At 73.6% G+C, this 20,280-nt stretch carries 20 protein-coding genes and 1 pseudogene; 7 read left to right on the top strand and 14 right to left on the bottom strand.

Annotation, left to right across the window (positions count from 1 at the left end; all coding sequences use genetic code 11):
- The 3 genes from BZZ08_RS35505 to BZZ08_RS35495 all read right to left on the bottom strand — a co-directional run.
- A partial coding sequence (locus BZZ08_RS35505) for an RskA family anti-sigma factor (RefSeq protein WP_446750291.1) occupies nt 1–276 on the bottom strand: 276 nt, incomplete at its 3' end.
- On the bottom strand, nt 273–815 hold the full coding sequence (locus tag BZZ08_RS35500) for a sigma-70 family RNA polymerase sigma factor (RefSeq protein WP_104636299.1): 543 nt from the start codon (nt 813–815) through the stop codon (nt 273–275). The genes BZZ08_RS35500 and BZZ08_RS35505, both read right to left, overlap by 4 nt.
- A gap of 275 nt (nt 816–1,090) precedes the next feature.
- The gene (locus BZZ08_RS35495) at nt 1,091–1,897 is read right to left on the bottom strand and encodes an SGNH family lipase (protein WP_104636298.1); all 807 of its coding nucleotides are present in this window, start codon (nt 1,895–1,897) and stop codon (nt 1,091–1,093) included.
- A gap of 216 nt (nt 1,898–2,113) precedes the next feature.
- On the opposite strand from BZZ08_RS35495, the gene BZZ08_RS35490 reads away from it, so the two are divergent.
- A complete protein-coding gene (locus tag BZZ08_RS35490; protein WP_104636297.1) occupies nt 2,114–3,208 on the top strand; it encodes a DUF5925 domain-containing protein in 1,095 nt (364 codons plus the stop codon).
- A gap of 34 nt (nt 3,209–3,242) precedes the next feature.
- Nucleotides 3,243–4,010, top strand: coding sequence for a DUF72 domain-containing protein (locus tag BZZ08_RS35485; protein ID WP_104636296.1), 768 nt, complete (start codon nt 3,243–3,245; stop codon nt 4,008–4,010).
- An 80-nt stretch (nt 4,011–4,090) separates the two neighbouring features.
- Here the strand turns inward: BZZ08_RS35485 and BZZ08_RS35480 are convergent, their stop codons facing one another.
- Nucleotides 4,091–4,456, bottom strand: a complete 366-nt coding sequence (locus BZZ08_RS35480; RefSeq protein ID WP_198601880.1) for a GntR family transcriptional regulator — start codon at nt 4,454–4,456, stop codon at nt 4,091–4,093.
- Between the two features lie 71 nt (nt 4,457–4,527).
- On the opposite strand from BZZ08_RS35480, the gene BZZ08_RS35475 reads away from it, so the two are divergent.
- Together BZZ08_RS35475 and BZZ08_RS35470 are read left to right on the top strand one after the other, a co-directional pair.
- Nucleotides 4,528–5,454 (top strand): GNAT family N-acetyltransferase, encoded by a 927-nt coding sequence (locus BZZ08_RS35475; RefSeq protein WP_104636294.1) that lies wholly within the window; start codon nt 4,528–4,530, stop codon nt 5,452–5,454.
- Complete coding sequence (locus BZZ08_RS35470) at nt 5,435–5,935, top strand: DUF402 domain-containing protein (protein ID WP_104636293.1); 501 nt, start codon at nt 5,435–5,437, stop codon at nt 5,933–5,935. The genes BZZ08_RS35475 and BZZ08_RS35470 overlap by 20 nt, the downstream gene beginning before the upstream one ends.
- 13 nt (nt 5,936–5,948) lie before the next feature.
- On the opposite strand, the gene BZZ08_RS35465 is transcribed toward BZZ08_RS35470, so the two are convergent.
- Complete coding sequence (locus BZZ08_RS35465; protein WP_104636292.1) at nt 5,949–6,566, bottom strand: class I SAM-dependent methyltransferase; 618 nt, start codon at nt 6,564–6,566, stop codon at nt 5,949–5,951.
- Nucleotides 6,567–6,717: 151 nt separating this feature from the next.
- On the opposite strand from BZZ08_RS35465, the gene BZZ08_RS39895 reads away from it, so the two are divergent.
- Nucleotides 6,718–6,852 (top strand): hypothetical protein, encoded by a 135-nt coding sequence (locus BZZ08_RS39895; RefSeq protein ID WP_104636291.1) that lies wholly within the window; start codon nt 6,718–6,720, stop codon nt 6,850–6,852.
- A gap of 23 nt (nt 6,853–6,875) precedes the next feature.
- Here the strand turns inward: BZZ08_RS39895 and BZZ08_RS35455 are convergent, their stop codons facing one another.
- Nucleotides 6,876–7,343, bottom strand: a complete 468-nt coding sequence (locus tag BZZ08_RS35455; protein WP_104636290.1) for a GNAT family N-acetyltransferase — start codon at nt 7,341–7,343, stop codon at nt 6,876–6,878.
- Between the two features lie 178 nt (nt 7,344–7,521).
- Here BZZ08_RS35455 and BZZ08_RS35450 point away from each other — a divergent pair, with 178 nt between their 5' ends.
- Nucleotides 7,522–8,580 (top strand): lytic polysaccharide monooxygenase auxiliary activity family 9 protein, encoded by a 1,059-nt coding sequence (locus BZZ08_RS35450; protein ID WP_104636289.1) that lies wholly within the window; start codon nt 7,522–7,524, stop codon nt 8,578–8,580.
- A gap of 96 nt (nt 8,581–8,676) precedes the next feature.
- Here the strand turns inward: BZZ08_RS35450 and BZZ08_RS35445 are convergent, their stop codons facing one another.
- The 3 genes from BZZ08_RS35445 to BZZ08_RS35435 form a co-directional block, all read right to left on the bottom strand.
- Nucleotides 8,677–9,558, bottom strand: a complete 882-nt coding sequence (locus tag BZZ08_RS35445) for an esterase/lipase family protein (RefSeq protein ID WP_104636288.1) — start codon at nt 9,556–9,558, stop codon at nt 8,677–8,679.
- Nucleotides 9,559–9,848: 290 nt separating this feature from the next.
- The gene (locus tag BZZ08_RS35440; protein WP_104636287.1) at nt 9,849–10,817 is read right to left on the bottom strand and encodes a DNA polymerase Y family protein; all 969 of its coding nucleotides are present in this window, start codon (nt 10,815–10,817) and stop codon (nt 9,849–9,851) included.
- Nucleotides 10,814–14,353 carry a DNA polymerase III subunit alpha gene (locus tag BZZ08_RS35435; protein WP_104636300.1) on the bottom strand — a complete coding sequence of 1,180 codons (3,540 nt, stop codon included), beginning with the start codon at nt 14,351–14,353 and terminating at the stop codon, nt 10,814–10,816. The genes BZZ08_RS35440 and BZZ08_RS35435 overlap by 4 nt, the downstream gene beginning before the upstream one ends.
- A 163-nt stretch (nt 14,354–14,516) precedes the next feature.
- On the opposite strand from BZZ08_RS35435, the gene BZZ08_RS35430 reads away from it, so the two are divergent.
- Nucleotides 14,517–15,581, top strand: coding sequence for a DUF3533 domain-containing protein (locus tag BZZ08_RS35430; protein ID WP_104636286.1), 1,065 nt, complete (start codon nt 14,517–14,519; stop codon nt 15,579–15,581).
- 110 nt (nt 15,582–15,691) lie between these two features.
- Here BZZ08_RS35430 and BZZ08_RS35425 read toward each other — a convergent pair whose 3' ends face one another.
- The 5 genes and pseudogenes from BZZ08_RS35425 to BZZ08_RS35405 all read right to left on the bottom strand — a co-directional run.
- Complete coding sequence (locus BZZ08_RS35425; RefSeq protein ID WP_104636285.1) at nt 15,692–16,774, bottom strand: S1 family peptidase; 1,083 nt, start codon at nt 16,772–16,774, stop codon at nt 15,692–15,694.
- A gap of 339 nt (nt 16,775–17,113) precedes the next feature.
- Complete coding sequence (locus BZZ08_RS35420; RefSeq protein WP_104636284.1) at nt 17,114–18,016, bottom strand: S1 family peptidase; 903 nt, start codon at nt 18,014–18,016, stop codon at nt 17,114–17,116.
- Nucleotides 18,017–18,202: 186 nt separating this feature from the next.
- Complete coding sequence (locus tag BZZ08_RS40170) at nt 18,203–18,406, bottom strand: hypothetical protein (RefSeq protein ID WP_446750290.1); 204 nt, start codon at nt 18,404–18,406, stop codon at nt 18,203–18,205.
- Nucleotides 18,407–18,577: 171 nt separating this feature from the next.
- Nucleotides 18,578–19,891 (bottom strand): NtaA/DmoA family FMN-dependent monooxygenase, encoded by a 1,314-nt coding sequence (locus tag BZZ08_RS35410; RefSeq protein ID WP_104636283.1) that lies wholly within the window; start codon nt 19,889–19,891, stop codon nt 18,578–18,580.
- Nucleotides 19,888–20,280: pseudogene (locus BZZ08_RS35405) on the bottom strand (LLM class flavin-dependent oxidoreductase); the annotation flags it as partial. The gene BZZ08_RS35410 and the pseudogene BZZ08_RS35405, both read right to left, overlap by 4 nt.

Below are 20,280 nucleotides of genomic sequence, written 5' to 3'. Positions count from 1 at the left end.
GGGCCCGCCGGCGGGCGCGGGCTCCTGCGCGGTGCTGCGTACGGCGGCCAGGACCCGCTCGCGCAGGGCGTGCGGCGCCGGGGCGGCCGTGAACCGGGCCAGCCGGACGGCGTCCTCGGACAGCGTGCGCACCTCGGCGGCGCAGCGGCCGCAGCCCGCCAGGTGCCGTTCGAAGCGGACCCGTTCGGCCCCCTCCAGGGCGTCCAGGGCGTAGGGGGCGGCGAGTGAGTGGAGGGTGCCGCGGCGGCGGCCCGGCAACCGGACGAAGGGGCTCACGCGGCGCCTCCCAGGCAGTCGCGCAGGCGGCCCAGCCCGTCCCGCATCCTGGTCTTGACCGTGCCCAGCGGGAGGCAGAGTCGCTCGGCCACCTCCCGGTAGGTGTAGCCGTCGTAGTAGGCGAGGGTGACCGACTGGCGCTGCAGTGCGGTCAGGCGGTCGAGACAGCGCCGCACCCGCTCGCGTTCGAGCCCCGCCTCCACCTCCTCCGAGACCTGGTCGAAGGCGGGGTGGTGGGCGCGGCGGGCCTCGCGCCGTTCGCGCTCCCCGGCGGCGCGGGCGCTGCGCACCCGGTCGACGGCGCGGCGGTGGGCGACGGTGAGGATCCACGCCAGGGCGCTTCCCCGGCGCGGGTCGAACCGCGCCGCGGACCGCCAGAGTTCGAGCAGTACCTCCTGCGCCACCTCCTCCGACTGGGCGGGGTCGCGCACCACGCGCAGCACGAGTCCGAACACCGGCCCCGACACCAGCCCGTACAGCTCCTCGAAGGCCTCCTGGTCGCCGTCCGCCACGAGCACCAGCAGCTCGTCCGCCTCCACCCCGGTCCCCCTCTCCCCGGACCGCGTCCGGTCCGTCGACGTCGCCGCCGGGCGCGCGACGGCACGCCCTCCGCAGGGGTTACGGACGGGCGGCCCGAAAACGCCAGTCCCGGGGCGGGATCGGGCCGAGGGGGCGGTCTCGAACCCGGGGGTGGCGAACGCTGTCCCTCCCCGTCGGGCGGCGACCGCTTACGTAGGGAGACGGAGACGGAGACCCCGACGGGCGGGGCCTCCTCCTCTTCTCCCTCCGCTCCTTCTTCCGCTTCCGCTTCGGGTCAGGCGGCGCCGTTGAGGACCGGCAGGTAACCGCCGGACTGACCGGCCGCGGTGGGGTGGTACGACTCGCCGATGTTCAGCCAGTTGACGCTGTGCAGCCAGGGGCTGCCCGAGCACAGCTCGTGGCCGGTGAAGGTGGTGCGGACGTCGCCGAAGGTGAAGCCGTGGGCGGCGACGCGCTGGGCGATGACGGTGTTGAGGTGGTCGGATGCCTTGTTGATCGCCGACCGCTTGGTCTCGGACAGGCCGATGCAGGTGGCGCCGAGCTTGTAGAAGCGCGGGTAGCCGATGACGACGACGTGGGCGTTCGGGGCCTTGTCGCCGATGGCCGAGTAGACGCCGTCGAGCTTGCCGGGCAGCGTCGAGTCGATGTACGCCTCCGCGGTGGCGATCCGCGACAGGCAGGAGCTGTCGGACTGGAGCACACACGTCGTCATGGCGTCGGCGAACCCGGCGTCGTTGCCGCCGATGCTGATCGAGACGAGGCCGGTGCTGGAGCTGAGCGGGCCGAGCTGTCCGGCGAGAACATCACCCGTACGGGCGCCGGAACAGGCGGTGAAGTCGAACGTGGAGGGCGAGTGGGCGGCCGCCCACAGGTAGGGGTGAGACTTGGTGCTGCGCTTGCAGTCGCCGCTCGAGCTGATGTAGCTGCCCGCTCCGACCCCGGAGGAGTAGGAGTCGCCGAGGGCCACATAGCCGTCGGCTGCGGCGAGTTGGCCCGCCTGAGCGGTCGCCGCCCCGGTGAGGGCGGCGCCGGCGGCGAGGAGGAGTGAACTCAGGAAGCCGACAAGTCGGGAACGTCTCATGGAACCTCCCTTAGCAGGATTGCTGCCACAACCGTGGTAGCGGCTACGCGCGTCGACTGGAAGTGTCCATGCCAACGATTGGCTGACACTCGTTCAAGTTCGGACGAAAATCGGGCGTTTGACCGGCCGTCGGGGCGCGACGCCTCGGGCGTCCGTGCCGCGCCGGTGCCCGGGAAAGCGGGTGCACGCGGCGGCCGGGTGGCGGATCATGGCGGCATGTCCGTGAACCCGCACGAAGTCCTGCCGATCCGGCTCAACGTGGACGACAGCGACTCCCCGTCCGACGTCGTGGACGCGCTGTTCCTCGGCCGTTTCGCCACAGGTGAGCAGCCGTACTCGCACGCCGCGAACATCGACCGCGTACGGTCCGGTGCCACGCTGCTGCCGTCCGGCGCCCGCGTGCTGCGGATCGCCCGCGACGACGACCGCAGCGCGACGCTGGCGGAGGGCGACGGCTGGACGCTGCTGATCTCGCGCTGGAACCGGGGCGCCGACGTCACGGTGACGGCGACCAGCGCCGACCTCGCCGAGAAGGTGCTCGGCGAGGCGACGGACGGGGCGGCGGACGAGCCCGAGCCGCAGCCGGAGAACGTGACGATGGGCTTCTGGTACGTCTCCCCGCGGCGCGGCCCGCACCGCACCACCCGCCAGATCGCCGCGGGCACCTGGGACGAGGTCCGGGCCAACTACACGGCGCCGGTCGCGGCGGCGATGGACGGCCTGATGAAGACGACGCCGGAGGACATCGCGGGCCGGCTGCTGCTCCTGCACGGGCCGCCGGGCACCGGCAAGACCTCGGCGCTGCGCACGCTGGCCCGTTCCTGGCGGGACTGGTGCCAGGTGGACTGCGTACTGGACCCGGAGCGGCTCTTCTCCGACGTCGGCTATCTGATGGACATCGCCATCGGCGAGGAGGACGCGGCGGGCAAGGGCCGCTGGCGGCTGCTGCTGCTGGAGGACTGCGACGAGCTGATCCGCGGCGAGGCCAAGCACACGGCGGGCCAGGCGCTCTCCCGCCTGCTGAACCTGACCGACGGCCTCCTCGGCCAGGGCCGCAACGTCCTGGTGGGCGTCACGACCAACGAGGACCTGGAACGGCTGCACCCCGCCGTCGTCCGCCCCGGCCGCTGCCTGGCCCGCATCGAGGTGGGCCCGCTGACCCGGCGGGAGGCGGTGGACTGGCTCGGCACCGAGGAGGGGGTCCCCCGTGAGGGCGCCACCCTGGCCGAGCTGTACGCCCTGCGCCGGGGCACCTCGCCGACCGCGCTGCCGGAACCGCGGACGGGCACGGAGGCCGGGCTGTACCTGTAGCCCGCGGTCACCGTCCCGGTGCTTTGATGAGGGTATGACCCTGTTCGTCGGCACGTCGGGCTGGCAGTACCGGGACTGGCGGGAGGCCCTCTACCCGCCCGGTCTGCCGGTCCGGCGCTGGCTGGAGCACTACGCGGCCGCCTTCGCGACGGTCGAGATCAACAACGCCTTCTACCGCCTGCCCACCCGGGAGACCTTCGCGGCGTGGCGCGAGCGGGTGCCGCCGGACTTCACGGTCGCGGTCAAGGCGAGCCGCTACCTGACGCACATCAAACGCCTGCGCGACCCGGCGGAACCGGTCGACCGGCTGATGACCCACGCGGCCGGCCTGGGCGACCGCCTCGGGCCGGTCCTGCTGCAACTGCCGCCGACCCTGCGCGCCGACCCGGGCCTGCTGGACACCTGCCTGGCCTGCTTCCCGCCCGGCACCCGGGTCGCGGTGGAGCCCCGGCACGAGTCCTGGTGGACGCCCGAGGTCCGCGCGGTCCTCGTCTCCCGGCGCGCGGCCCTGTGCTGGGCGGACGTCCGCGCCCGCCCGGCCACCCCGCTCTGGCGCACCACCGACTGGGGCTACGTCCGCTTCCACGAGGGCCGAGCCACCCCCTGGCCGCACTACGGCCGCCGCTCCCTGGCCACGTGGATCGACCGCATCACCACAACCTGGCCGCACACGAGCGACGTCTACACCTACTTCAACAACGACCCCAACGCGGCGGCGGTGCGAGACGCACAGGTCTTCGCCCAACTGGCCCGCGCTTCGAACCTGACGGTCACCAGAACGCCGTCAGGGGCGCGGGGCTGAGACAGGTGCGGCTCTGCCGCGCGGGCGCGACCGGCCACGAGGCACCCGCGGCCGAGAACGGACCCCACCCAGAACGGCGCTCACCGGTAGGCCGCCCGCAGGGCATCCCGCACAGCCCCCAACGCCTCCTCCTCCGTCACCCCCAGCCGCCGAGCCCGCTCGGCATACCCCTGGGCCGCGGCAGCCGCCTCCCGCTGAGCCGCAGAGCCCGCGGCGGCGACGAACGTTCCGTTGCGCCCCCGCGTCTCGATCACCCCGTCCGCCTCCAGCGCCCGGTACGCCTTGGCGACCGTGTTCGCGGCGAGCCCCAGGGACTCGGCGAGTCCGCGCACGGTGGGCAGCCGGTGCCCGACCGGCAGCGCTCCCGACCGCGCCTGCTCGGAGATCTGCGCGCGCACCTGCTCGTAGGGCGGCGTGCCGTCGTCGATATCGATCTTCAAGGTCACCCGGCGATTGTCCCGTATCCCCGCGAAAATGAGAGGCACCCGACCGTGCGGCCGCCGTAGCGTGCGCCCCCATGACCGTTCTTGTACGCGACCTGCGTCCCGACGACCCGGCCGATGTCGCGGCCTTCGCCCGGGTCCGCCATCGGGCCCTGCCGTTCATCCTGTGGACGCCGGAGGCCGTCGTGCACCGGCTCGTCCACACCCACCCGGACGCCCGGAGCCGGTCCCTGGTCGCGGAGGAGGACGGGGAGGTGATCGGCACGGCGCAGATCGGGCTGGTGCACGACAGCCCGGAGCCCGGCCAGGCCTTCCTGAACGTCTACGTCGATCCGGAGCGGTTCCGGCGCGGGGCCGGCGGTCTGCTGGTGCGTACGGCCGAGGAGTACCTGACCGGCGAGGGGGCGACGAAGCTGTACTCCTGGGTGCTGGACGGCCCCGCCCACCTCGCCTTCGCCGAGCGGCACGGCTACGCACGCAGGCGCGCCGCGCACTTCCTCCGGCTGGACCTGGCGAGCGCCGCGCTCCCGCCCCGGTGGTCCCCTCCCCCGGGTGTCGAGCTGCGCACCGCCGCCGACTTCGCGGACGATCCCCGGCCCCTGTTCGAGCTGGACGCGGAGACGGTGGCGGACGAACCGAGCGACGTCGACGTCGAGTTCACGGACTACGCGGCCTGGCTCGCGGAGACCTGGCGGCACCCGCTGCTCCACCGTGAACTGACCACGGTCGTGGTCGCCGACGGCCGCCCGGCCGCCTTCAGCGTCGCCTACACCGACGGCACCCGGTACGCGACCGCGATGACGGGCACCGTCCGCGCGCACCGCGGCCGGGGCCTGGCCAAGCTCGCCAAGACCGACTCCCTGCACCGGGCCCGCGCGGCCGGGTACACCGAGGCGCTCACCGGCAACGACACCGACAACGGCCCGATGCTCGCCGTCAACAAGTGGCTCGGGTACGAGATCTGCGCGACGGAGGTGCGGCATGTCCGCGAACCCGGCTGAGCCGGCGACCGGGGTGAGCGTCGCACTGGTCAAGGCGGGCCGTACGAAGATCCGGTACGCGGCCACGCTGCTGCACGACGACGGAGTCCGCCTCGCCGTCCGCGCCCCCTGGGCGGGTGACGGCGTGCGCGACTTCGGCTTCGTGCGCTTCGAGGCCGGGGACGTCTTCACCGAGTACTACTGGCGCGACCGGTGGTACGCGGTGAAGGAGGTCCGGACCGCGGCCGGAGTGCTGAAGGGCTGGTACTGCGACGTCACCCGCCCCGCCGTCCTGACCGGCACGGAACTGGTCGTCGAGGACCTCGACCTGGACCTGTGGCGCTCCGCCGACGGCACGGACGTACGACGCCTGGACGAGGACGAGTTCGCCGGGAGCGGGCTGGCGGACCGGGACCCCGGGGCCGCTGCCGCCGCGGTGGCCGCGCTGGACGAACTGGAGCGGCTGGCCCGCGGGGACGGCTTCACCGGTCTGCTGGAATAGCGCGCCGCGCGGCTCACCCGTACGTCGCCACCACCGCGTACCGCTCGTCCGTCACCTCCCTGCCCCACAGCGAGGGGTCGTCCGACAGCCGCTCGACCCGCGCCTGCCCGGCGAGCGGGTCGAGCAGGGCGGTGAGCCGGCCGGCGGGTATGCCGACCGGGGCGACGCTCCCCCACACGCCCTCGACCAGGACCAGCCGCCCCCGGGGGCGCAGCAACTGCCGCCAGTGGCGCAGGGCCCGGCCGGGATCGGGCAGCGTCCACAGGACGTGCCGGACCAGCACGGCGTCGAAGCGCTGCTCGCCCACCGGCGGTGCCGCGGCGTCACCGGTGAGGAACACCGCGTCACGGCCGGCGAGTTTGGTCCTGGCCAGCTCCACCATGGCCGGGGAGAGGTCGACGCCGGTGACGCGGTGCCCCTGCTCGGCCGCGAGGAGTGACAGGCTGCCGGTGCCGCAGCCCAGGTCCAGGACGTCACCGGGCCGCCGGGGCAGCCAGGAGGCCAACCGGGCGGCCCAGGCCCGGCGTACGTCCGTGTCGCGCAGGCCGTGGTCCGGTTCGTCGTCGAAGGAGGCGGCCAGCGCGTCCCAGTCGGCACCCGGCGCGGTCGGTTCGTCACTGTTCCCACTCATGCGCCCAGGGTGACACCCGCCACTGACAACGGAGTCCGGGCGCGGGAACGTGACAACCGCCACTGACAGGGATGCATCGATGAGTGAGTCTCGGGGAAGGGGTCTACCTCCGTGAGAACGCGGAACCCGGTGGATCCGTAAGGAGGCAGCCATGCGCCGTCTGACCGTGCAGAAGCCCCTGAAGAAGACCGACGCCCGCCGAGTCCGCGAGGAGATCGACGAGCGCCCCTCGGGGCGCCCGGAGGTCCGCGAGGACATCGCGCGCACCTGGTGGCCGGAGAGCTGACGGCAGGCCGGGCATGAGACGCCTCAGAGCAGCCGCTTGCGGTAGTGGACGCGGTCGTAGGGCCCGTCCACTGCGCGTTCCACGACCTCGTACCCGTACCTCGGGTAGATCTCCTGGTTCTCCCACATCATCGCGTTCGTGTAGAGCCTGACCTCGGGCAGGCCCAGCGCACGCGCGTGCGCGTCCACGAACCGCAGCAGCCGCCGCCCCACTCCCCTGCCGTGCGCGTCGGGGTGGACGGCGATGCTGTCGAGGAAGAGGTGGTCCGCGTGCGCCTCCAGGACGACGAGGCCCACGGGTCCCGCCCGGCCCGTGCCGGGCTCGTCGGTGACGAACACCTTCCCCGCCGCCACGTTCGCCGCGTGGTCCGCCTCCATGGGCCGCGGCACCACCCCGATGCGCTCGATGTAGGGGCGGTACGCGGCGTCGGTCACGGCCTTCACCGCCGGCACGTCCGAGCTGACGGCCGGCCGGATGCGCTGTCGTTCCATACCGCGAACGGTAGCTACCTCAGCCCAGCCTGAGCACTCCCTTAACGCGACCATAAGGATCTCCCTCACCCGCCTCCAGCAGGCGGTTTCACGGTCTTCTGGGGCTAGCTTGCTGATCAACCCCACGGGTTCCGGCCCGAGTTCCCGCATCCCCCGTGACCGTTTCGAGGAGTTCCCCATGCCCGCACCGTCCGCGTCCCGCAGGGTCGCAGCCGTCGCCGTCGCCGGTCTCGCTCCGCTCGCCCTGACCACGTTGGCCGCCGCCCCCGCTTCGGCGCACGGTTCGATGGGCGACCCGGTCAGCCGGGTGTCGCAGTGCCACGCGGAAGGGCCCGAGAACCCGAAGTCGGCGGCGTGCGGGGCGGCGGTCGCGGCGGGCGGCACGCAGGCGCTCTACGACTGGAACGGCATCCGCATCGGCGACGCCGACGGCAAGCACCGGGAGCTGATCCCGGACGGCAGGCTGTGCAGTGCCAACGACCCGGCCTTCAAGGGCATGGACCTGGCCCGCGCCGACTGGCCCGCGACCGGCGTGTCCAGCGGCTCGTACACCTTCAAGTACCGCGTGACGGCCCCGCACAAGGGCACCTTCAAGGTGTACCTCACCAAGCCTGGCTACGACCCGTCGCAGCCGCTCGGCTGGGACGATCTGGACCTGTCCGCACCGGTGGCGACCTCCACCGACCCGGTCGCCTCGGGCGGCTTCTACACGTTCTCCGGCACGCTGCCCGAGCGGTCCGGCAAGCACCTGCTGTACGCGGTGTGGCAGCGCTCGGACAGCCCGGAGGCGTTCTACTCCTGCTCGGACGTCTCCTTCGGAGGCGACGGCGGCAGCGGCGGTGCGGCCGCCGGTGACGACACCGCGTCCGGCGACACGGCCGGTGGCGCCGCGCCCGCGCCGGAGGCCTCCGTGCCGTCCGAGGAGCAGCTGGCGGCCGCGGCCGACAAGTCGACGATCGAGCACCACGGCCACGGCGACCAGGACGCGGAGACCACCACGGACCCGGCGGACGCCCCGGCCTCCCCTGCCGCCCCGGACGCGGCCTCCGGCAATGCCGCCGAACCCCACCGGGTCGAGGCCGCCGGCGGAGGCACCGAGAACCTCGCCGAGACCGGCGGGGACAGCAGCACGCCGTACCTCGCCGTCGGCGGTGCCGCCGCCCTGGCGCTCGGCGCGGCCGTTCTGTTCGCGTCGGTCCGCCGGCGCGCGACGACCGGTGGCCGGCACGGCCACTGACCCGGAGCACGGGGGACGCGGGGGAACGCGGGGCCCGTCCGGCGGCTCAGGCCGGGCGGGCCCCGCGTGGGGCGGGCCGGGGTGCCGGGCCGCCGGTCAGCCGAAGACCGAGGCGCAGGTGGTCGGCGTGGCGTGCGCCGGGTCCAGGGCGTTGGTCACCTCGTGGAAGGCGATCCGGTCGAACAGCCCGATCGCCAGGTGCTCGGAGAGGTCGAGCGGGCACAGGTCCTGCAACAGGACGTTGCGCACGCCGGGGCCGTCGAGGAACTGGCTGCGGTACGGCGTCACCACCTCGTCGTGCTTCGTGGCGAGCACGGTGTAGCGCACGCCGGGCACGGTGTCGCCGCCCGCGTTGAGCCTGGTGAGGACGTCGGAGCCGACGACCTGGTCGGCGAGGGCGGGGGTGTGCTCGTTCAGCAGGTCCCCGACGCCGGGGAAGTACGGCAGCAGGTGGGTGAGGCCGGACAGCGTGGTGCCGTGGTTGCTCGGCGCGATGCCGACCAGGGCGTTCACCTTGGCGGCTCCGCCGAGGAACCTGAGGTAGTAGCGGGGCATCATGCCGCCCTGCGAGTGGCCGACGAGGTCGGTCTCGGCGGCGCCGGTCGCGGCGAGCACCTTGTCGACGTGGGCGGCCAGTTGGGCCGCCGACTCCTCGACCGGGCCGAGTCCGTGGAAGAGCGGGACGCCGGACAGTTGGCCGTAGTCGAGGGAGAAGACGCAGTAGCCGCGGTCCTCGAGGTAGGGCGCGAGGCCCAGCCAGTTGTCGACGGAGTTCCCGAAGGTGCCGTGGACCAGGACGACGGGGCGGGGGTGGGCGGCGGAGGGCTTGCAGGTGTAGTCGTTCCAGCCGGAGCCGGGGCGGGCGTCCGCGGCGGGGGCGGCGGTGGCGGTGGTGGCGGTGACGGCGGGGAACAGGGCGACCGCGGCGGTCAGCAGCAGCGCGGTCAGCGGTCTGAGCACTCGACTCCAGGGCAGCATCGGGTGAACTCCTTGCGGATCGGGGGGAGTTGCGACGGCCGGACGCCCTGTGATCCGGATCACGGGATGCTGTTCACTCGTCAAGTTACGGGCGAGTAGCGCACGTGTGAAGTTACGCGTCAGTAAAAACTTCCAGTGATAACCGATGCCGTCGGCACCGCAGGTGGGAGAGGGCCTGGGGTCACCAGCTGAGCCGCGTCGGCCCGCCCGGCGCCACGCGCGGCAGACCGCCGCGCCGGGCCGACGGCACCCGCCTCACTCCCCCGTGGGCCAACTGACCCGCGGGGGCCTCACGCCGCCAGCGACCCCGGCATCACCGCCCTCGGCCCGAACTTCGCCCGCGCGCGGTCCGCGACCTCCTCGATCCGGCGGACCTTCTCGTCCACGGGGTCGAAGGTGAGCTGGTGGGAGGCGTGTTCGGCGGACGTGAGGCCCTCCGCGCGCAGAGCGACCGTACGGACCCGGGCGCGCTGGAGGCCGAGCGCCTCGTACAGGTCGTACGCGGTCCGGGTCAGGGCCGCCGAGTGCGCGGTCGGCTCCTTCAGGGTGCGGCTGCGGGTGGTGGCCGACCGGTCGGCGTAGCGGACGGTGAGGGTGAGGGTGCGGCAGACCTTGTCCACGGCGCGCAGCCGGGCGCCCAGCTCCTCGGCGGCCGAGAGCAGGGCGCGGCGGTGGCGGTCGGGGTCGAGTTCGTCGCGGTCGAAGGGGCGGTCGGCGGCCAGGGACCGGGAGACGCCGTTGGGGACGACCCGGCCGCGGTCGACGCCCTGGGCCTTCTCGTGCAGCTCGCGGCCGGTCTTCGCGCCGACCAGGCGCTGGAGCGTGGACAGCGGCGCGGCGGCGACCCGGCCGAGGGTGTCGAGGCCGTACTCGCACAGGGTGCGGGCGGTCGCGGTGCCGACGCCGGGCAGCGCGGCGACGGGCTGGCCGGCGAGGAAGTCCCGCTCCTCGCCGCCGGGCACCGCGCGGGTCAGTCCCGGCCGGGCGTCGCGCAGCGCCATGCGGGCCAGCATCGGGCCGGGTCCGGCGCCGATCACGCAGTCCACGCCGTACAGCGCGAGGGCGCGGACCCGGATCACCGAGGCCAGTTCCACGGCGTCGCGTCCGAAGTACCGTTCGGCGCCGCGCAGGTCGGCCAGCGCGCCGTCGGGCGGCAGCGCCTCGACGACCGGCGTGAACTCCTCCAACAGCCCCAGCAGCCGGGGCAGGGCCGCCTCGTACATCGGCGGCAGCTGGAAACGTACGCACAGAACGGTCATCCCGCACTCCCCGGGCTCTGGTGCCACAACTTCCTTCCGACCGCGGGCCCTTCGCCCGCGGGGCGCAGATCGGCCCAGGGGTGCATCTCGTACCCGGTGGACATGCGGATCCTCCGCTGCTCCACCGGGTCCTGGGCCGCGGAGCCGGCCGGCGCGGGCCGCCCGTCCGAACCGGCGAGGCGGCGGCGCGCCGGGCCGCCCTCGGGGTCGTCGCCCTCCCGGCTTCCGCCCGCCGCGGCCAGCCGGGCGGCGACGCCCTCCAGGCCCTCCTCGCGGCGCACCTCCAGCAGGTCGGCGAGGTTCCAGGCGGCGGAGCCGACGACGCTGAGGCTGCGCGGGCCGCGCCGTTGCACCACCCCGCGCACCAGCAGCAGCCAGGAGTGGAAGACGGTGTGGGCGCAGGCGTCGTGCGAGTCGTCGAAGAAGGCGAGGTCGACCAGTCCCGAGCCGTCGTCGAGGGTGGAGAAGATGACGCGGCGGCCGGAGCGGATCGGCGGGGTCTGGGTGGCCGCCTTGGCGCCCGCGACCAGCACCGTCTCCCCGTGCCGTGCCTCGCGCAGCCGCTTGGCCGACACCACGCCCAGCTCGCGCAGGAAGGAGCGGTGGTCGTCCATCAGATTGCGCGAGGCGTCCATGGAGAGCACGCCGAGTTCGGCGCTGAGCCTCTCCTCGGAGGTGAGGTCGGGCAGCCCGGCGGAGGCGGTCTTGCGGCCGCCGGTGAGGGGGAGCTGGTCGCCGCGTCCGCCCCGGGCGCCGCGGTGCAGCTCGGTCAGGTGCAGTTGCAGGTCGCGGCGGTTGGCGCCGAACGCGTCCAGTGCGCCGACCTGGGCGAGCCGTCCGGCCAGCGGCCTGCTGGGGCGGGCCCGTTCCCAGAAGTCGAGCAGGGAGGCGTAGGGCTGCCCCGTGGCGATCCGCTCCGCCTCGGCCTCGCTGATGCCGTGCACGTCGGAGAGGGCGAGGCGCAGTCCCCACGTGGCGGGCTTCCGTGACCCCGATTCAGACACCAGTTCGATCCTGTGTGCGACCCCCGACTTGTTGACGTCCAACGGCAGGATCGGCACCCCGCGCCGCCGCGCGTCCGCCAGCAGCAGCCGCTTGGGGTACATGCCGGGGTCGTGGGTGAGCAACCCCGCGTAGAAGGCGGCCGGATGATGGGCCTTCAGCCACGCCGACTGGTAGGTCGGCACGGCGAAGGCGACGGCGTGCGCCTTGCAGAAGCCGTAGCTGCCGAACGCCTCGACGATCTCCCAGGTCCGCTGGATCGTTTCCGCGTCATAGCCGTTCGCCGTCGCGTGCTGCGCGAACCACACCTTGATCCGCCCCTGCGACTCCGGGTCGGAGAGACCGCGCCGCACCCGGTCCGCCTCGCCGCGTCCGCAGCCGGTCATGATGGCGACGATGTCGATGATCTGCTCGTGGAAGACGACGACCCCGTACGTCCCCGCCAGCGGCTCCGCCAGGTCCTCGTGCGGGTAGCGCACCGGCGCCCGCCCGTGCCGGGCCTCGATGAACGGCCGCACCATGTCGGCGGCGACCGGTCCCGGCCGGAAGAGCGAGATGTCGACCACGAGGTCGTGGAAGGTCGACGGCTGGAGCCTGCCGACCAGGTCCCGCTGGCCCGGCGACTCGATCTGGAAGCAGCCCAGCGTCTCGGCGGACCGGATCATCCGGTACGTCGCCGGGTCGCCCTCCGGTACGGCGTCCAGGTCGACCTCGGTGCCCGTGGCCCGCTTCACCTCGGCGACCGCGTGCGCCATCGCCGACTGCATCCTGACCCCGAGCACGTCCAGCTTGAGCAGCCCGAGGTCCTCCACGTCGTCCTTGTCGAACTGCGCCATCGGGAAGCCCTCGCCGCTGGTCGGCATGACCGGCGTACGGGAGAGCAGGGAGGCGTCGGACAGCAGGACGCCGCAGGGGTGCATGGCGACACCGCGCGGGAGGGCGTCCAGGCCCTCGACCAGCTCCCAGAGCTTGCCGTACCGCTCCCGCTCCCCCGCCAGTTCCCGCAGTTCGGGCAGCTCCTCCAGCGCCGCGCGGGCGTCGCGGGCGCGGATGTGCGGGAAGGACTTGGCGACGCGGTCGATCTCGGCCGGGTCCATGGACAGGGCGGCGCCGACGTCGCGGATGGCGTGGCGCACCCGGTACGTCTCCGGCATGGCGACCGTGGCGACCCGCTCGGTGCCGAACCGGCCGATGATCGCGCGGTAGACCTCCAGGCGGCGCGCGGACTCCACGTCGATGTCGATGTCGGGCAGCACGACCCGTTCCCTGGACAGGAAGCGCTCCATCAGCAGCCCGTGCTCGACCGGGTCGGCGTGCGCGATGCCGAGCAGGTGGTTGACGAGCGAGCCCGCGCCGGAGCCGCGCGCGGCGACCCGGATGCCCATGTGCCGCACGTCGTCCACGACCTGGGCGACGGTGAGGAAGTACGAGGCGAAGCCGTGGTGGGCGATGATGTCCAGCTCGTGGTGCATCCGTTCCCAGTACTCCCGGTGGTCCGGCCGCCGGTCGTAGCCGCGCCGCACCATGCCCGCCGCCGCCCGGGAGGCGAGCACCCGCTGGGCGGTGCGCCGCCCGGCGCCGACGAGGTGCGGTTCGGGGAAGTGGACGGCGCCCATGCCGAGGTCGTCCTCGGGGTCGACCAGGCACTCGGCGGCCGTGGCCCGCGTCTGCTCCAGCAGGCGGTGCGCGGTGTCGCGCCGGAAGCCCGCGGACTCGACGATCCGCTCGGCGGCGTGCCGCATGGCACCGGCGTCCTTGAGCCAGGCCTCGCCGGAGTCCAGTTCCCTGGTGGCGCCGATCGGGACCAGGCGGCGGGCGGCGTCCAGGACGTCGGCGACCTCGCCCTGGCCGGGGTCGGCGTAGCGGACGGCGTTGGAGAGCACCGGCCTCACGCCCTGCTCGGCGGCGAAGCCCACGGTGCGGGAGGCCAGCCGCAGGGAGCCGGGGCCGGTGCCCTCGCGGCCGTGCCAGACGGCCTCCAGGCGCAGGGCGTCGCCGTAGACCTCCCGCCAGGGGGCGAGGAGCCGCGCCGCGCGGTCGGGGCGCCCGGCGGCGAGGGCGCGGCCGACCTCGGAGTCGGGGCCGAGCAGGACGGTCAGGCCGTCGGCGTGGTTGTCGGGCCAGGACAGCAGCGGGGTGCCCTCGGCCGTGTGGGCGGCGGAGACCAGGCGGCACAGGTCGGCCCAGCCGCGGGCGCCGTCGCGGGCGAGGAAGGTCACCCGGGGGGCCGACTCGTCGACGAAGGCGCCGCCGCGCACGGGGACGCGGCGCCGGTCCCGGCGTACGGAGGTCTCCGTGCGGTCGGCTTCGGGCTCGGGGGCCGCCACCGCCAGCTCCGCGCCGAACAGGGGGCGGACGCCCGCCTTCGCGCAGGCCTTGGCGAAGCGGACCGTGCCCGCGAGGGTGTCGCGGTCGGTGAGGGCGAGGGCGTCCATGCCCCGCTCGACGGCGCGCTCGGCCAGCCGCTCCGGGTGGGAGGCGCCGTAGCGGGCGGAGAACCCGGAGACGGTGTGCAGATGCGTGAAACCCGGCACACGCACCTCCCGACTCATGGACCCGACGCATGACCGAACGCCATTATCGAACGCCTGTTCCCAGCTACCTCACCCACCATACCCCCATCCTCGAATATGTGTGCGACATCCGTTCGGCCCCGCCCCACCTGCGCAAACGCCCCCCGACCAGGACTGTGGGGACATGTCACACACACCGGGCCCCAGCACGCGAAGCGGCTCCTTCCTCGGTGAGGTGAAGGACGCCGTCACCCCGCGGGCCACCCTGCTGGTGCTCGGCGTGATCGCGCTCCAGCTGCTGTTCATCGCCTCCTATGTGGGGGCGCTGCACGACCCGAGGCCGAAGGACGTGCCCTTCGGGGTGGTCGCGCCCGGGGCGGCCGCCGGGCGGACGGTGGACCGGCTGGAGCGGCTGCCCGGCTCCCCGCTGGACCCGCGCGCGGTGGCCGACGAGGCGAGCGCCCGGCGGCAGATCGTGAACCGGGACATCGACGGCGCCCTGGTCCTCGACCCCTCCGGCCGCACCGACACCCTGCTGGTCGCCTCCGGCGGCGGCACCGTCCTCGCCACCACCCTGGAGGGCATCGCCGGCAAGGCGGAGAAGGCCGAGGGACGCGCGGTGCGGGTGGTCGACGTGGCCCCGGCCTCGTCCCACGACTTCGACGGGCTGTCGTCCTTCTACCTGGTCGTGGGCTGGTGCGTCGGCGGCTACCTGTGCGCCTCGATCCTGGCGATCAGCACCGGCGCCCGGCCGGCCAACCCGCGCCGGGCGGCGATCCGGCTCATCGTGATGGCGCTGGTCGCGATCGTCGGCGGACTCGGCGGCGCGGTGATCATCGGGCCGATCCTGGGCGCGCTGCCCGGCGGCGTGCTGGACCTGTGGGGGCTCGGCGCGCTGATCACCTTCGCGGTGGGCGCCGCCACGCTCGCCCTCCAGGGCGTCTTCGGGATCGTCGGCATCGGTCTGGCGATCCTGCTGGTGGTGATCGCGGGCAACCCGAGCGCGGGCGGCGCCTTCCCGCTGCCGCTGCTCCCGCCGTTCTGGAAGGCGATCGGCCCGGCGCTGCCACCGGGTGCGGGCACCTGGGCGGCCCGCTCGATCGCCTACTTCAGGGGGAACGACGTGACCGCCTCCCTGCTGGTGCTGTGGGCGTGGGCGGTCGCGGGAACGGTGATCACGATGCTGGCGGCCGTGCTGCCGCGCCGCGGACGGCAGGAGACGGAGCTGCCGCCCGCGCGGGCCGGCTGACCCCGGCGGCCGACCGACCGCCGCAGGGACGCGGGAGCCCCGGGCGGACGCGCGGAAGTCCCGCCCCTCGCGCGCGGGACGGGACTTCACGGGTGTGCGGGTAGCGCTGCTCAGCCGATCTGCGTACCGGTGGCCGACAGGGCCTCCGTCACCGGCTGGAAGAAGGTCTCGCCGCCCGAGGTGCAGTCGCCGCTGCCGCCGGAGGTGAGGCCGACGGCCTTGTCGCCCGAGAAGAGCGAGCCGCCGCTGTCGCCGGGCTCGGCGCACACGTCGGTCTGGATCAGGCCGTTGACGATGTCGCCGTTGCCGTAGTTCACGGTGGCGTCCAGGCCGGTCACCGTCCCGTCGTGCACCTGGGTGGTGGAACCGCTGCGGGTCACCTGCATGCCGACGGTGGCCTCGGCGGCGCCCGAGATGGCCTGCGAGGAGCCGTTGTAGAGGTTCACCTCGCTCGGGTGGTCCACGTCGGCGGTGTACTTGACCAGGCCGTAGTCGTTGTCCGGGAAGCTGGACGCCTCGTTCTCGCCGATGACGTTCCCGGAGGAGTCCGACCAGGTCGAGATGGACTCGGTGCAGTGGCCGGCGGTGATGAAGTACGGCTCACCGCCCTTGGTCACGTTGAAGCCGAGCGAGCAGCGCCCGCCGCCGCCGGTGATGGCGTCGCCGCCCGCGACGAAGGGCTTGTACTCGCCCTTGGTCCGCTTCAGCTCGGCCTTGGCCCCCAGCCCGTCGACCACCTTGGTCAGCTTGGCCAGTTCGGCTCCGGAGACCGTGCGGTCGGCGGTGACGACGACCTTGTTGGTGGTCGGGTCGGTCGCCCAGGACGTGCCCGGGATGGTCGCGTCCCTCGTGAGAGCGGTGCGCGCGCTCTTCAGGTCGGCGAGCGAGTTCTCGACGACTCTCGCCTCGGCGCCCGCCTCCTGGACGGTGTGCGCGGCACTCTCGTCGAGCACGTTGACGACGAGGCTCTTGGCCTGCGCGTCGTAGTACGTGCCGGCCGCGTCGGCGCCGAGGTCGCCGAGCAGCGTGGAGGCGAGCTTTCCGGCCGCCGTGACCGACAGGGTCTCGGGCGCGGCGGTCTTCGGGGCCTCGCTGGCGTTCGCGGTCTGGAAGGTGACTCCGGCCGCGACCAGTGCGGTGATTCCCGCACCTACCACGGCGGCCCGCCGCCTGGGTATGCGTCGGTGCTTCAACTCACGTCCTCCTGTGGGGGGTCGGCCCGGAGGTTGTGGGGACCTCGCGGACCGGAAGGCTGGTTGACGAGCGTTGACTCTTCCGATTCCACAGGCCGCACACAAGGTCGACATCAGGACGTGCGCACGACAACTCCAGCGTGGTCACACGGCCTTCACCATTCATGCCCCCTCCCGCAGGATTCGCGCGCCGGGCGCACCGGCGAACACCGGTGCCGAACACGGAGGAGCCCCCGCACACCGTCGCCGCGGTGTGCGGGGGCTCGGCGCGCTGCCGGCCGCGCTCGATACGTGACGTACCGACCTGCTGATCCACTGACCTACCGACGGACCGGCCGACTAGTAGACGCTGACGCCGTAGGCGCTCAGGGCCTCCGTCACCGGCTGGAAGAACGTCGTCCCGCCGGAGGAGCAGTTGCCGCTGCCGCCGGAGGTCAGGCCGTACGCGGTGCCGTTGCTGCCGTAGAGCGAGCCGCCGGAGTCGCCGGGCTCGGCGCAGACCGTGGTCTGGATCAGGCCGGAGACCACGTCGCCGCCGCCGTAGTTGACGGTGGCGTTCAGGGCGGTGACCCGGCCGCTGTGGGTGCCGGTGGTGGAGCCGTCGCGGATGACGGTGGTGCCCACGCTCGGGGTGGCCGCGCGGGTGATGTCCACGCCGTTGGCGGTGCCGGGCCGGGAGACGGATCCCGTGTACTGCACGATGCCGTAGTCGTTGCCCGGGAAGCTGGAGCCCGCCGTCTGCCCGATGACGGTGCCTCCGGAGCTGGCGCGCCAGGCGCCGGCGCCGTCGGTGCAGTGTCCGGCGGTCAGGAAGTACTCGGCGCCGTTGCTGGCACGGACGTTGAAGCCGAGGGAGCAGCGCCAGCTGCTCGCGTAGATGGCGTCGCCGCCCTGGATGAGCTTGTTGAACTTACCGGGGGTGCGCTTGATCGTGAACGCGCCGGCCTTGTCGCCGGCCTGCTCCTTGATCTTCGCGATCTCGGCCTGGGAGACGGTGCTGTCGACGGTGAGCAGCACCCGGCCGGACTTGCTGTCGACGGCCCAGGCGGTGCCGGGGACGTCGGCCTGGAGCACCGCGCCGCTGGCACTGCTCAGCTCGGCGGCACTGAAGGTGGCCGGGGTGGATGCCGCGTTCGCGCTGGGGATCGCGACTGCGGCAGCGGCCACGAGGCCGGTGGATACGGCGATCAGCCGAGTCCGTCTCGTGATGCCGCTGCGGGGGGTGGTGCGCTTGATCCTCACTTTTCGTTCCTCCACAGGGGAAGTCGGGGGCCCCTCTCGTGGGGATGGGGGCCCGTGAGGCGCAGTCAGGGACGGACCTCCGGGTTCCGAATGCGTCGTGCCCCTGACAAGCGCTGAGGTTGAAGTCTCGGCCGAACGACCGGTCGGCGCAAGAGTGCCTTTCGGTCGTCCGTCTTTGAACGGCCTTTACCAACTCCCGTTCGGTCCTGGCGCAGTTCGCGCCCCCGCCGCCACGTGGGCCTCCAGGGTGTTCCCCGGCGGCGGGAAGGCGCCGACGAAGTGGTCGGCGAACACGACGCCCATCTGGAGCGGGTGCTCCCGCCCGGCCGGCTCGAAGGCCGGTTCCCCGCCGAGCGCCGGCCCGCGCTCCCGGCCGTCCGCGTCCGGCAACCCGCACGGCGTGCGGCCCCGCGTCGCCGTCCGTCGTCCACCGCCCGGGGATGTCCGGAAGTTGCCCGTCCGGATGGCCCTCCGGCCAGTGGGTGCCGGTCGGCGCGAGCGGTCCGCAGGGCGCCGGGACCGTGCCGACGCGCTCGTCGTGCCACCGCCGCCACGCGGGGTTCAGGCCTTCCACACCGGTTCGGCCAGGCCGAGGTGGGAGCGCAGGGTGGCGCCCTGGTACGCGGTACGGAACGCGCCGCGTTCCTGCAGCAACGGGACCACCCGGTCCACGAACGCGTCCAGCCCGCCCGGGGTCAGGTGCGGTACGAGGATGAAGCCGTCGGCGGCGTCCCGCGCCACGAACTCCGCCAGTTCGGCCGCGACCTCCCCGGGCGTGCCCACGAAGGACTGCCGGGCGCCCGCCTCGATCACGGTCTGCCGGATGGACAGCCCCCGCTCCTGCGCCAGGGCCCGCCACTTCTCGGCGGTCGCGACGCTGTCGCCCTGCCGGGTCCGCCCCTGGCTGAGCTGCGGGTCGGGCACCGGGTCGACGTCGGGCAGCGGCCCGTCGGGGTCGTAGCCGGACAGGTCGACGCCCCAGATCTGCTCCAGCGTGAGCAGCGCGGTCTGCGGGGAGACCTGCTGCCACCGGATCTCCTCGGCCCGCTCGTGCGCCTCGGCGGCGGTGTCCCCGAGGACGACGGTGACACCGGGCATGATCTTGAGGTCGCCGGAGCTCCGGCCGTACTTCGCCAGGCGGCGTTTCACGTCGGCGTAGAAGGCGCGGCCCGCCTCCAGGGTGCCGTGGCGGGTGAAGATCACGTCCGCCGAGGAGGCGGCGAACTCCCGGCCCGCGTCGGAGTCGCCCGCCTGGATCACCACCGGGTGCCCCTGCGGGGAGCGGGGCAGCGTGAACTCGCCCGCGATGTCGAAGTGCCGCCCGTGGTGGGCGAAGGGGCGGGGGGTGCCGTCCGGGGTCCAGGAGTCCCACAGCTTCCGTGCCGTCGCCACGAACTCGGCGGCCCGGGTGTACCTCTCGGCCCGGTCCAGGTAGCCGCCGCGCCGGAAGTTCTCGCCGGTGAAGGCGTCGGAGGAGGTCACCACGTTCCAGGCCGCCCGGCCGCCGCTGAGGTGGTCGAGGGTGGCGAGCCGGCGGGCGAGTTCGTAGGGCTCGTTGAAGGTGGCGTTGACCGTGGCGGCGAGTCCGAGGCGTCCGGTGACGGCGGCGAGCGCGTTCAGGACGGTCAGGGACTCGGGGCGGCCGACCACGTCCAGGTCGTGGATGCGGCCCTTGTGCTCGCGCAGCCGCAGCCCCTCGGCGAGGAAGAAGAAGTCGAACAGGCCGCGTTCGGCGGTGCGGGCGAGGTGCTCGAAGGAGGCGAAGTCGATCTGTGAACCCGAGCGCGGGTCGGCCCAGACGGTGGTGTTGTTGACGCCCGGAAAGTGGGCGGCGAGGTGCATCGGCTTCGGTTGCATCGGCTTGGGTCCGGTCATGACGCTCCCTGCGCGACGGCGTACTGGTTGGCGGGCCGGGTCAGGCCCAGGTGGTCCCGGAGCGTGCTGCCCGGGTAGAAGGTGCGGAACAGGCCCCGGTGCTGGAGCAGCGACACGGTGCCGTTGACGAGGCGTTCCAGGTCGCGGCGCGGCTCGACCGGCGTGAGGTGGAAGCCGTCGACGGTGCCGTCCCGGTGCCAGGAGGCGATGAGTTCGGCGAGGTCCACGGGACCGCCGCGGTACTGCGGGCCGCGCGGCGTGGCGCGGGGGCCGCCGCCACCGTGGCCGGGTTCGGCCGCGTACTCGCCGTCCCCGAGGTCGACCTCCAGGGCGGCGAGGACCCGCAGGTCGTCCGGGTCGCGGCCGTGCGCCGCGGCGGACGCCCGCAG

This window comes from Streptomyces sp. MH60, from assembly GCF_002939385.1.
Taxonomy (GTDB): domain Bacteria; phylum Actinomycetota; class Actinomycetes; order Streptomycetales; family Streptomycetaceae; genus Streptomyces.
Note: the sequence above shows the minus strand (reverse complement) of the source record. Positions and strands in the feature narration are given on the sequence as shown.